Consider the following 12,817-nt stretch of genomic DNA (forward strand, 5'->3'; position numbering starts at 1 on the left):
AGTAAACATTTTATAAAGTTATGAAAAATATATTTGTTGTTTTATTCGCAATAGTTGCGATTTCGTTTGCTTCAGGAAATGTATTTGCGCAGAAAAGTTCAAATAGCAACGGAACCACAAACAGCAGTGAGCAAAGTTCGCAAGACAAAGGTTCTGATAGAGGTTCACAAGATAGAAATTCAGATGACAGAGGTCCTGGCATAGACAATAAAAACAATAACAGCAGTGAAGCGCCTGGTTATGATAATCATAGGCATCGTTACAGAAGATATTCGTTGTACGATGATTATTACTGGCGCAGATATGGATATCGTCGTAATTACAAAAAGTATTCTTATCCAAGCTACGGAAGAAGAGACAGGGATTATAGATTCGGATATTATGATAATTATTATGATGATTATTACTATGACCGTTTGTATAACAATGTTGAAGCAAACGGACAGCTTTCCAAGTTTGAAAGTTCAATGATTGGAGTGGGAGTCGGAGCTGTCGGCGGCGGACTTTTGGGATTCGGTGTCGGCAATTTAACCGGAACGAATGATGGAGGTCCTGTAAGTCAGAATGGCTCTACAAAAGGATTGATTCTCGGAACAATAAGCGGCGCAGTTATTGGTGGCATCACCGGATATTTTATGGGTAAGTAATTCCAATTGTTAGTAGGACGGACATTCTTTTCTGTCCCGACAAGCAGGAATGCCTGTCGTACTAAATAATTTATCTCTTAACCTTCGCAATCAGCTTTTTCATATCCTCAGGCAAATCGGTTTCAAATTTCATGTACCGGTTTGTGTGAGGATGGATGAAGCCTAACACTCTCGCATGTAGTGCCTGTCTCGGCATAATCTCCAGTAAATTTTTTACCGTTGCTTTCATCTTTGCTGTTACCTGAACCGAATGCGGTTCTGTTCCACCGTAAGTCTCATCACCAAATACAGGATGAGCAAGATGAGCAAGATGAACTCTGATTTGATGAGTCCTGCCTGTTTGCAACTTTAATTTCACCAAAGATAAAAAATCATATTCTTCGATTACTTCGTAATCGGTAATCGCAATTTTGCCTGCATCATCATCTGATTTATACACTGCAACTTTTTTTCTATCACGTTTATCTCGTCCGAGCTTTTCATTAATTGTTCCTGACTTCTTTTTCAAATGTCCCCATATAATAGAATTATATTCTCTTTCAATCGAGTGCTTAAAAAATTGTTCTGATAATTTTCTATGAGTAACTTCATCTTTTGCTATTACCAGAATCCCAGAAGTATCTTTATCGAGACGATGAACAATTCCCGCGCGCTCAAATCCTCCGAGGTTTGAAAGCTTATCGTGCTTTTGTTCAGCGTAGTACATTATCGCATTCACGAGCGTACCGCTGTAATTTTTATATGCGGGATGCGTTACCATTCCTGCGGGCTTATTCACAATCATTAAATACTCATCTTCATAAATTATATCGAGAGGAATATTCTCAGGCAGAACGTCCTGCTTATCGGGAACGGGCATCTCGACTTCGATTTCATCGCCCGGCTTTACAATGTAATTTGATTTTATAATCTCACCGTTGACGGTAACGTTGCCGAGATTGATAATTTTTTGAAGCTTTGTGCGTGAGGCGTTTTCAACGAAGTTGACAATATATTTATCAATACGTTGACGCGTTTTTATATCAGGAACCGTGAATTGATAATTTTTTTCCATCGAGAAAATAAAATGTAAAACGTAAAACGTAAAACAAATTCAGAAAACAGCCACGAATTATCACAAATTTTAACGGAAATTTTCTTTGTTAAGAAATTGTAAAGGTGTAACTTTTTTTAGAATTATACGAATACATAAATAATTAACATTTCTTGTTACTTCCGAAAATTCCAACAACAAGATAAAACCAAAAAGGGAGATTTTTTAATAATGAAAACATTAAAATACGTGTTTTTAATGGCAGTGTTATGCTTTGTTGTGATGTCAACAAGTGCAAATGCCGAAACAAAATTTGCAGTAAAAGACTTAAATTACCAATTGGTAAACGAAATTAAAACCAAACTTACTAATCCGCTTTTAAACTATCGCGATAAAAACTTAAAAGGGAACGTTTCAGTTTTAGTTAGCGTTGAAGAAAACGGTAAGCTAAGTTTTTCAAACATTACCGGATTAAATGAGTCGCTTAAAGCCAATGTTGAAAAACAGCTAAACGAACTGAATTTGTGGACAGGAAAAGAATACGCAGGAACGAAATTCAACTACACAATTACATACAAAAACTAAATCTAAGAGTTTTTTCCAAAGATACTCAACCCTCATCTTAGAGTATCCTCCAATGAAAGCCCCTTCTCAAGAAATTGAGCGGGGCTTTTTCTTTTGAAGTGATACTTAAATGAAAGTTATTAATTGCTTTAATTTAAAATATGTTACAATGAAAATTTTACTTGCTATTTTTGCTAAAAAACCTTAAATTAACCTTAATTTCTAAGGACAAGTCTTTCATAAAAAGACATTTTTTAAATCAAATTAAGTAAATTATGAAAAAAATTTTTATGTCTTATAAAAGTTTTTTTTACAGTTTATTCTACCTTGCTGTAGCATTAACTTTATTAAACGGATGTTCGGGCAGTAGTGAAGTTGACCCGAATGCCGGAAGAATTCAGGACTCAATTGAAGTTTACACCCGCCTTGATAAAGCATTTCTTCTCTACGAAAAAGCATTAAGTTATAATGAAAGCTTTCAGGATAATGAATCGCGAAGCGCATTCGATAATGCTTTGAAAATGTTAAGCGATGTTGATAATAAAGTTTTGGATGCTCCGGGCAATTTAAGCTGGAAGAATGATTACAATGAGCTCGCTGTGAGCATTGTTCAGGATTATCTCAGCACGCAATCAAACATTCCTGAAAACAGCCAGGTATTTAAATTCGCAAAAAAACTTTCAATAGATTATGAAAAAATTAATGAAGTAACACAAGTTGATGACGGCATAGAGCCGCTTCCCGACGGAAAAGATTTACCGTTAATAAAAAACAGTGTCGTCGAAGAATACATAGATTTCTTTAGCAAGACAGAACGCGGAAAAAATTTCATCGACAAAACAATGTACCGTTCAGGCAAGTTGTTCCCGATAATGAGGAAGATTTTAAAGCATTACGGCGCGCCTGAGGAATTAATCTATTTATCTGTACAGGAATCAGGATTAAATCCGACAATTGTCTCACGCGCTGGAGCAGTTGGCTTATGGCAGTTTATGCCTGCAACAGGATATTCTTATGGACTTTATCAGGATGAACACCGCGATGACAGAAGGGATTTTGAAAAATCAACCGATGCTGCCGCACGCCACCTGATAGATTTATACAATACTTTCGATGACTGGTATCTTGCATTCGCTGCCTACAATGCAGGACCGGGAAGAGTCAACAGCGCAATAAGAAAAAGCGGTTCAAGGGATTTCTGGGAGATGCGGAATTATCTGCCCGGAGAAACAAAAAATTATGTTCCATCAATCCTTGCGCTTTCGTTTATTTATAGAAACCCTGAAGTTTACGGATTTACCGACCTTGAGATGGGTAAGCCGATTTCTTATGACCGAGTGAATATAAAAGCTTCACTTACATTTGACCAGATTGTGGAGATGACAGGTTCTGATATTGAGACTATAAGAGAATTAAATCCCGAGCTTACAAATGATGTTACGCCTGTATATGACCAGGCATATCAAATAAGAATTCCTCATAATACATACAAAACCTTTGCAGAGAACTATAAAAAAGCAAGCTTTGAAAAAAACGGCATGAGTTCACCTGAGTTTGCCGGAAATGAAAAATTTAATTTCGGACAGGTCGCAGCAACAAAATTTAAAGTAAAAGGTTACTTCCCTCTTGACACAAGAAAGATTGCGTCATTCAATGCAACAGCTAAACAAACTTACGTTGTTCTTGAAAGCGATAAGCTCAGCAGTATTGCAATTAAGCACAGAGTCCGACCTACTGACATAAGAATCTGGAACAAGCTTGGCTATGGAAAATATCCTAAAAAAGGACAACAGCTTATTATCATTACATCATCAGGTGATAAAGGAAGCCTTGATAATACCAACATTGAGAATGTTAATCTGACCCAAAACACTGAAACAAACTCAGAAGTCAGCTCAAACGATAACGGTTCTTTCTTTAAAGATTTGGTAAATAGTAAGAACAATACCGGAAATAAAAATTCAACTACGACCAAGAAAGACAACACAAGCAACAAAAAGACTGAAACTAAAAAAGAGACCACAAAAAAAGATACTAAGAAAGAAGAACCTTTAAAAACTGAAAAGAAAAAAGAAGACTTTGTCAAAACGGATACTAAGACAAACACAAAGAAGGATGCTGATGTAAAAGAAATTAGTACTTCTACCCCGAAAGAAACTAAAAAAACCGATACAAAGAAAGAAACGGTTAAAGAAACAAAAAAGAATACAGGAAAATCGCAATCATACACAGTTGAAGAAGGCGATTATCTTTCAGTAATAGCAGGTAAATATGGAGTTTCAATCGACGACATAATGGAATGGAATAATTTGGAAAGTGACATGATTATGGTCGGACAAAAGCTGACAATTTATTCCGATAAAAAAGTTGCTAACAATGAAGAAACCGATAAGTCAAGCAAATCAAACGAAAAATCAAAAAAACAAAAAACCTATACTGTAGAAAAAGGCGATAATCTTGCAATGATTGCCGATAAATTCAATATCAGCATTAACGATTTAGTTGAATGGAATGAAATTGAAGATGGCGATGTTATTCTTATAGGACAGACACTCATAGTATCTGAAGGAAAAACAACTACTAAAAAGAAAACGACTACTACTAAGCCAAAGAAAACGCGCAAACGCAAGTAGCAGTTAATTAAATTTATAAAGAAATGAAAGCATTAAAATTATATTTATTATTTTTTCTTATTTCTGGAATAATTATTTCATGCAATAAGAATTCACAAAATACATCTGACAACTCGTCAAATAATTCAAACACACAGCAGACAGCTTCAACTGAAGTCATAACCATATCGCTTCCGACTGTTCAGTGCAGAACCTGTAAAAAAAATATTGAAACTGCTTTGAAAAATCAGCCGGGCATAGTTAAGACGACTGTTGATATAAAAAATCTGAAAGCTGATGTTGAGATTGACAAGAACTTAACTTCTGCGGGAAAGGTCGAAGAGTTAATTGCCAAGGCAGGTTATGATGCAAACGGCGTTAAAGCAGACCCTGTAGCATATCAAAATCTTGATGATTGCTGCAAGCTTCCCAAAGACCAGAAAGAACCTGCAATGCATTAAAATTACGAAAAATACTTAATGAGTTTCCAAAGGCAAAAGGTTTTTTACTTTTGCCTTTTTAATTTTTGCTACTTAATACTTCCCTCTTTACCAATCACTCGTCTCATAATTCCCAACTGACCCGCGTGATATGACTCATGAAATCCGAAGAATGCAACATTTTTTCTTTTTTCTTCATCAAGAGACATTTCTATTTCGGACTTCAAAACTTCCTGAGTTTTATCGAGAAGCTGCAAAAGAGTTTCAAGCTTTTCTGCATTTTCTGCTGTAACATTTTTTGTGCCTCTCGAATAAATGGGTTTAAGACTTTCAGGAAACATTTTATCAACACCGAGAATTTGAAAAATACTGTCACGGGTCAAAATAAGATGTCCGAGAATCCAGTTAATCGATGTTCCGCCCTCCCCGGATGGTTTAATGCTTTCTTCCTGTGTAATTCCTTTGAGATTAGTATGTATAACTCCGTGATTTAAATTATAAATTGTTTCAAGTTCAATATTATTGCTCATAATATTTTTGGTGAATATACTGATGTAAATTTACGCAAGCAATTAATTAAAGATTCAAATTTGTCGTTATTTAACCTGCTTACAATTAATTTCATCTAAAAATCATTTATTTTATGATTTTAATAAAATAAAAAATTGCTTATTTTAATAATCTGAATAAATTATGCTGGTGTAGCTCAGTTGGTAGAGCAGCTGACTTGTAATCAGCAGGTCGGGGGTTCAAGTCCCTTCACCAGCTCAAAAAGGAGATTAGTCTGATGATTAATCTCCTTTGTTATTTAAATTTAACTCTAAGTTTAAATTTCTAATTAGTGGATAATTCCGAGACAATCTTAAGAATCAATTCCCTCTATTACGAAGCGGAAAAAATAAAACACGACGAAAACACCCGCGCGCTTCAGCTTGCTGATGAGGCAAAAAAACTTTCCGAAGAAATAAATTACGAAAAAGGGAAATTTCTCCATTTAATAATTTCGGGGTATTCTCATTTCTTGAAAGAAGAATTGGAAAAATCTCGTGAACAATTTGAAACTGCATTGAATTATTTTACAAATATCAATGATGAGCACAATATTGCTACCACGCTTAGATACCTCGGACAGATTGATTACAAAACAGGAAGCACAAAAGAAGGACTGAAAAAATACTACAGGGCGCTTGAAATTCAGACTAAGAATAAAAATGATTTCGAGATTGCTCACCTGCACTCCAACATAGCAACAATGTTCAAAGAGATTGCTGAATATGGCAAGGCGTTTGAACACTATCAGAAATCTATTTCAATTTTCAAAAGGTTAAACGATGAAGAAGCATTAATAAAAACTTATGATAATCTTGCTGTTGTTCATTTGAAGCTTCAGAATTTTGAAGAAGCTTTAAAAATCAGAATGGATGTCCTGAAGGACATTGATTCGGTTAAAAGCACACGGACTAAAATGACGCTTCTTGCAAATATCGCTTTAATATTAAGTTTTATGAAGAGGTTCGATGAATCTCTTGAATATTACAATCAGGCAATTGCAATCAGTAATGAATTAAATGATATAAATACCCACGCGCGGCTTTTGAACAACATAGCTGCGATGAAACGAGAGCAGGGCGAAACAGTTAACGCTCTGGCTGCATTTGAGGAAGCAGCGGAAATATTTTTGAGACAGAATGATTATTCCAATTATGCCAATGCAATAATGAATCTCGGCAACATCCATAAAGAAGAAGGAAGACATAAGAAAGCTGAAGAATCTTATAAAATCGTTGAAGATATTTCCATAAAAAATGAATACACTGACAAGCTCAGAAACCTCTATTATAATTTAGGCGACCTTCATACGCATATGAATTCTCATAAAACTGCGCTTGAGTATTTCAGAAAGTATATGGAGCTGCAGAATAAGATATATGTCGATAATGTGAAAGCACAGCTCGAGCATTTAGAAACGGTTCATCAAATTGACAACCTTCAGGCGGAGGCAGAGTTCGCAAAGCAAAAAAATCTTGAACTTACCGCAATTAATAAACAGCTCGAAGATAAAAATAACCAGCTTAACATTTTACTGTCAGAGAAAAATGAGTTTATAAGCATTGCGACACACGATTTAAGAAATCCACTTAATAACGTGATAGGACTTTCTCAATTATTAAAAGAAGACAATGAAAAAGTTCTCGATTCCGAATCGCTTGAAAATCTTGATTACGTAATCGAAAGCTCAAAGCAAATGCTTGAAATCATTGAGAATATCTTAAGTGACCGAAGTTTGAGCAGCGGGACAATAAATCCGAATTTCAAAAAAATCGACCTAAACGAGATTATAGAAGAAGTAATAAATTTATATCATTTTAAATCCGAACAGAAACGCATAGCACTGATTTATAATAAGCCTGCCGAATTGGTTACTTTGAATATGGATTCTTTTATTCTGCATCAGATACTGGATAACATTTTATCAAATGCCATTAAGTTTTCTCCGTGTGACAAGAAGATTCAAGTTACTCTCGTGTCTGATGAACTGCATATATCAATTTCCATCAAGGATGAAGGACCCGGGTTTTCAAAAGAAGATAAAGAAAAAGTTTTCAAAAAATACGCAAAGCTTTCAGCAAGACCTACCGGAGGTGAATCCTCTTCAGGACTTGGCTTATCAATCGTAAAAAAACTTTGTGATGTCATTAACGCTGATATTAACCTTAACAGCGAGAAAGGCAAAGGCGCTGAGTTTATAATAACCATCAAAAAATCGACCTGATGTGGATTAAAAACTGGAAAGAGTTTTTTTCTGCAAAGAAAAATGTTTTTATTTTCATTTTCAATTTTCTTTTTCTGTTTGCCAGTTTAAATATTTTTACGCAGTTCTTAGTTTTTAATGAGAATCGTAATTATACCGTTCAACTGAATGACCCTATTCTTGAATTTTTCAATGCTGTTAATCTCGACACCATAGCTTTCGCATTTATCTATATCTCCCTGATTTCTTTTCTTATATATGCTTCTTTCAGACCTAAACTGCTCATGATGGCAGTCACTTCATATACATTTTTAGTGTGGACGAGATTATTTACGATGTATGTTACCCCTCTTGATGTTCCTGCTGGAGCAATTGAATTCAATGACCCTTTGGTTTTTCTTTTAGGAACAGGTCAGCCCGTGATGAAAGATTTGTTCTTCTCGGGACATACTTCGACGCTCACGTTGATTACTTTGCTGGCTTTTAATGCTCCAAATTTTTCGAACAATGACATAAAGCTTAAAGCCGATAAATATTTTAAATATTTTTTATTGGTGAGCTTAATTATAGTTGCCATGTGTGTTATTCTGCAAAAAGCTCATTATACAATCGATGTCTTTGCAGCTCCGTTTTTTGCTTTTGGAGTGTATGCGCTGGCTAAAAAAATCTATGGTGTAAAATAATTTAAATTTTGTAATTTTACATAAAACAAAATTATGCTTGTAACCGTTTTTACATCGGATAATATCGCTATAATACAAATCTGCAAACAGATTTTAGATGAAAACAATATAAGACATATGGTCACGGGAGAGTTTTTAGTGAACCTCGAAAATGGCAGTAACAATATTATGATTAAAGTCCTCGAAGAAGACGCCGAGAAAGCGAGAGAGGTTTTGAGAGAGATAAAATAATATTTTCCAGACTGGGATTCCCGCCTTCGCGGGAATGACTTCACTTAATTGAATTATATTTCTTTTCACATCTTATATCTCACATCTCACATCTCACGTATCACGCCTACGTCTGACATCTCGCATTTTTACAAGCTCCATAAATACTGGAACTTCAAAAATATCTGGCGGTAGGATTCTTTGTAGAAGTTATGGTTGTTTGCGCCGCTGAACTCCTCGAAGCTGTGAGTCGAACCGACATATAGTACCGTGAAGGGATTCCACTTGTAGCTTACAAGCGGGTCAAAGTTAAAACTGTTTGAAAAACTATTGTATTGCGTAACCAATCTGCATGCAAAATGCTTATCAATCTGATAAGTAACTTTATTGTTCATAACATAACCTGCATATTCTCTCGCATCGTTTCCGTTCTGTGATACATCTTCATAACTGTATTCAAAATCCATTCTTATTCTGTCAATTGGGAGAAACGTGAACCAAAAATTCAAAATTTGTCCATTCCCCACGTATGGATTATCCTGCCTCACTATGTATTTACCTTTTTCATAATTAAATCCGCCGCGTATAAGCTTGAATGAATTTATATCCGAACCGATTCTCCAGCGGTTAACGTTCCTGTGATTTATTCCTCCATAAACTTCATTGTTAACAGCAAGATATGCAGGATAAATATAAATTCCATTTGCAAATGCTACTGTAGTTTGCAATTGCAAAAATTGCTCCCGCGGTGCACCTTTTGTATCCCATCTCATATAGCCCCAGAAGTTCGGCGTAAAGTCATTGACAACTTTGCCTTCAGGATAAATGCTGTACCCCTGCTCGAAATAAAAATCCATAATGTTGTTGCGGCTTATGAATCCGTTATCTTTCCGCGCAACCGGAGGAGAGTATGAGGCTTCATTATAAAACCACCAGTTTCTTGCGCGCCTGCTGAATGCAAGAAATCCTCCAAGACCATTATAGCTCTCACCGTTGAATGCAGCAGTATATTGATTATTATTTCCAAACTTATCCTGCTCATTAAATAACGCAGTATCGTTAAGCTCTTTTGTTGAATATCCAAGCGCTTGTCCTATTACAAGATAATTGCTTGCGAAGGCATAACGCCAGTTAATTCCGATTATTCTATTATATCCGCTGAAGTCAAAAGATTTTGTGCTGTCTTTTGTAAATTCCCTGTCCGAATAAATCATTCCCACAAAGCTTTCATTGCCTAAATCATACTTTACTCTCAATATATTTGAAAGCGACTTTCTATTAGAAGGAACGATATAGGTTTTTTCTTCAAGTGGAACAAGAAAAGTTGTGTTATGGTCATACGCGTTCATATAACCGAACTCATACTTCCCGATTCTCCCGGTTATCTTGCTTGCAAACAGCGGATTGTTTATTGCTCTTGTATAAACAATATTTCCCGGCACATTAAAAACCGAAGACCCTTCCAAAAAGAACGGTCGCTTTTCCTGAAGAAATAATGCGAATGGATTATTAGCATCTATTATCTGAGCATCAGCTTCAATCTGGCTGAAGTCCGGGTTATACGTAAAATCTAAAGTTGTTGTTGATGAAATTCCATATTTAAGTGTTCCACCGATATTAAGATTTACCTTATCATGTTCAAGAACAGGAACCTGAGAATTATTAACCGCGCTCGTTTGATTTCCGGCTATGTAAGGCATTATCTCAAGATTTTTTCCGCGTTTAATATTTTTTATGCCTTTGAAAATTCCTGCCTGCCCGAGAAAATTGGGGTTATCACGCGATACAGATGCCCAATAAATTCTCTGCCTTGCGCCGCGCACGCGGTTGCGAAGCAAATGCACACGCCAGGTTTGTTCTTCCGTATCAGGAAATTTTAATGACTTAAAAGGAATGCGAATCTCAGCTGTCCACCTGTCATTATATCTTTGAGTTTCGGATTCATAAATATAATCAGGACTTGAATCTTCGTTGTTCACTGTCCAGAATAAATCCCCTTGTATGCCCTGAGGGTTCACATAAAATTCAAACGCCTGTTTTTCATCGTTGTATGTATCGATGAACGGTCCGACCCAGTCATCCTGATACATAAAATCCCTGTCACACATGCTTCCGCGAACAGTTGACATGTCATCATAACAAATGTATGCGAAATAAATCGCATCGTCGTCATAAGCGACATATACTTTTGTATCGACTTCGGGCTTCACGTTATCTCCGGGATTTATTTCAGTGAAGTTATCCGCAACGGATGCTTCTTTCCAGATTTCCTCGATAATTTTTCCATCAATCGTAATGGAGTTATTCGGAATTTTGTTGATATGAAGTTCGGGGGTAATGTTAGGTTTAAATTCAGATTCTTTTATACTTGAAGTATCACTTGAAATGTTAACAGTCTTCTGTACTTTTTCTCCATCGGTGCTTCTTGTGCTGTCTATGCTTCCTGACTCCTGTGAGAAGCCAACGGAGGAAAACAGCAATGCCGCGAACAAAATTAACTTTGCAAGTATGAGGGGTTTCACTCTTTAAATTATAGAAATTATCCGGTAATTGAATTTAATTACGATATAATTCATAAACAAGTTTCATAACTTTATAATTCATAGGGTTTATACGCTGAATTTGATTTATAAATAGAATATTTTGCAAAGCAAATGGAAAAAGTTTCTGCGCTTAAGATTAAGGAATTTAAGTTTTTTCTTCTGACACGTTTATCTATGGTGCTTGCAACACAAATGCAGGCGGTGATTGTCGGATGGCAGGTTTATGAAATTACCAAAGACCCGTTTTCGCTTGGATTAATCGGGCTTGCAGAGGCGATTCCGTCAATTTTGATTTCTCTTTATGCCGGGCACGTTGTTGACAGAAACGACCGGAAAAAAATAATTTTCTGGGCTTCTCTCGGAATGATTTTCTGTTCTGTATCGCTTTTATTTATTTCAACAAACATAAGCTCGCTTCTTGCAGATAACCGTCTTGTTCTTATATATAGTGTGATTTTTTTGAGCGGTATTGCGCGGGGTTATCTGAGTCCCGCTAACTTTGCTTTCCTTGCGCAGATTGTTCCGAGAGAAATATATCCGAATGCAATTTCATGGAATACGTCTAACTGGCAATTCGGAATGGTTGTCGGTCCCGCACTCGGAGGGCTGATTTACGGATTCGCAGGTGTTACAGCTGCTTATGCAGTCGATGCTTTGCTCACTTTTGCTTCAATTGGTTTTCTTATGATGATTAAAAGTAAGCCTGTTCCTGATTTCAATGAAGAAGAAAGCTTGAAAGACAGTTTAACTGCAGGTGTTAAATTTGTTTTTAAGAATAAAATAATTCTCGGGGCAATTTCGCTCGATTTATTCGCCGTGCTGTTCGGCGGAGCGGTTGCAATTCTTCCGATATATGCGGGAGAAATTTTACTTGTCGGACCTGAAGGACTTGGGGCATTGCGGGCAGCTCCGGCAGTCGGCGCAGTAATGATGGCTATATATATGACACGTCGTCCATTAACGAAAAACGCAGGAAGAAATTTGCTTGTAACGGTGTTTTTATTCGGACTTAGTATGATGATATTCGGCATTTCAAAAAGTTTTTATTTATCGTTATTTGCATTAGCTCTCAGCGGAGCATTTGATGCAGTGAGTGTTGTTATCAGGTCGTTGATTATACAATTAAAAACACCTGATAACATGAAAGGACGTGTTTCTTCAGTGGATTCAATTTTTGTGGGTTCATCAAATGAAATAGGAGCATTTGAATCCGGCTTGATGGCAAAGCTTATGGGAACGGTCCCTTCGGTTGTTTTTAATTCTGTTATGACATTAATTGTAGTTGTTGTAATAGCGGCGGGCTCGCCAAAATTGAGAAAATTAAAATTGTAAT

General features: G+C 36.1%; 11 protein-coding genes and 1 tRNA gene. 9 read left to right on the forward strand and 3 right to left on the reverse strand.

Annotated features, from left to right (window positions below; all coding sequences use genetic code 11):
• Positions 1 to 20 precede the first annotated feature (20 nt).
• A complete protein-coding gene (locus VHP32_12605; GenBank protein HEX2788729.1) occupies positions 21 to 647 on the forward strand; it encodes a hypothetical protein in 627 nt (208 codons plus the stop codon).
• 70 nt (positions 648 to 717) lie between these two features.
• On the opposite strand, the gene VHP32_12610 is transcribed toward VHP32_12605, so the two are convergent.
• Positions 718 to 1,701, reverse strand: a complete 984-nt coding sequence (locus VHP32_12610) for an RluA family pseudouridine synthase (GenBank protein HEX2788730.1) — start codon at positions 1,699 to 1,701, stop codon at positions 718 to 720.
• Between the two features lie 210 nt (positions 1,702 to 1,911).
• On the opposite strand from VHP32_12610, the gene VHP32_12615 reads away from it, so the two are divergent.
• From VHP32_12615 to VHP32_12625, 3 genes are all read left to right on the forward strand, one after another.
• Positions 1,912 to 2,265, forward strand: a complete 354-nt coding sequence (locus VHP32_12615; protein HEX2788731.1) for a hypothetical protein — start codon at positions 1,912 to 1,914, stop codon at positions 2,263 to 2,265.
• A 254-nt stretch (positions 2,266 to 2,519) separates the two neighbouring features.
• Positions 2,520 to 4,877 carry a LysM peptidoglycan-binding domain-containing protein gene (locus VHP32_12620; protein HEX2788732.1) on the forward strand — a complete coding sequence of 786 codons (2,358 nt, stop codon included), beginning with the start codon at positions 2,520 to 2,522 and terminating at the stop codon, positions 4,875 to 4,877.
• A 23-nt stretch (positions 4,878 to 4,900) separates the two neighbouring features.
• Positions 4,901 to 5,317 carry a heavy-metal-associated domain-containing protein gene (locus VHP32_12625; GenBank protein ID HEX2788733.1) on the forward strand — a complete coding sequence of 139 codons (417 nt, stop codon included), beginning with the start codon at positions 4,901 to 4,903 and terminating at the stop codon, positions 5,315 to 5,317.
• 68 nt (positions 5,318 to 5,385) lie between these two features.
• Here the strand turns inward: VHP32_12625 and VHP32_12630 are convergent, their stop codons facing one another.
• The gene (locus VHP32_12630; GenBank protein HEX2788734.1) at positions 5,386 to 5,826 is read right to left on the reverse strand and encodes a DinB family protein; all 441 of its coding nucleotides are present in this window, start codon (positions 5,824 to 5,826) and stop codon (positions 5,386 to 5,388) included.
• 165 nt (positions 5,827 to 5,991) lie between these two features.
• On the opposite strand from VHP32_12630, the gene VHP32_12635 reads away from it, so the two are divergent.
• The 4 genes from VHP32_12635 (at position 5,992) to VHP32_12650 (ending at position 8,962) form a co-directional block, all read left to right on the forward strand.
• A tRNA-Thr gene (locus VHP32_12635) sits at positions 5,992 to 6,064 on the forward strand.
• Positions 6,065 to 6,137: 73 nt separating this feature from the next.
• On the forward strand, positions 6,138 to 8,069 hold the full coding sequence (locus tag VHP32_12640; GenBank protein HEX2788735.1) for a tetratricopeptide repeat-containing sensor histidine kinase: 1,932 nt from the start codon (positions 6,138 to 6,140) through the stop codon (positions 8,067 to 8,069).
• Complete coding sequence (locus VHP32_12645) at positions 8,069 to 8,731, forward strand: phosphatase PAP2-related protein (protein ID HEX2788736.1); 663 nt, start codon at positions 8,069 to 8,071, stop codon at positions 8,729 to 8,731. Before VHP32_12640 ends, VHP32_12645 begins: the two co-directional genes overlap by 1 nt.
• Positions 8,732 to 8,764: 33 nt before the next feature.
• Positions 8,765 to 8,962 (forward strand): DUF2007 domain-containing protein, encoded by a 198-nt coding sequence (locus tag VHP32_12650; GenBank protein ID HEX2788737.1) that lies wholly within the window; start codon positions 8,765 to 8,767, stop codon positions 8,960 to 8,962.
• 128 nt (positions 8,963 to 9,090) lie between these two features.
• Here the strand turns inward: VHP32_12650 and VHP32_12655 are convergent, their stop codons facing one another.
• The gene (locus VHP32_12655; GenBank protein ID HEX2788738.1) at positions 9,091 to 11,463 is read right to left on the reverse strand and encodes a DUF5916 domain-containing protein; all 2,373 of its coding nucleotides are present in this window, start codon (positions 11,461 to 11,463) and stop codon (positions 9,091 to 9,093) included.
• 132 nt (positions 11,464 to 11,595) lie between these two features.
• Between VHP32_12655 and VHP32_12660 the strand changes: the two genes are divergently transcribed.
• A complete protein-coding gene (locus tag VHP32_12660) occupies positions 11,596 to 12,816 on the forward strand; it encodes an MFS transporter (protein HEX2788739.1) in 1,221 nt (406 codons plus the stop codon).
• Position 12,817 lies beyond the last annotated feature (1 nt).

This window comes from Ignavibacteria bacterium (assembly GCA_036262055.1).
Classification (GTDB): Bacteria; Bacteroidota; Ignavibacteria; order Tepidaquicellales; family Tepidaquicellaceae; genus DATAJP01.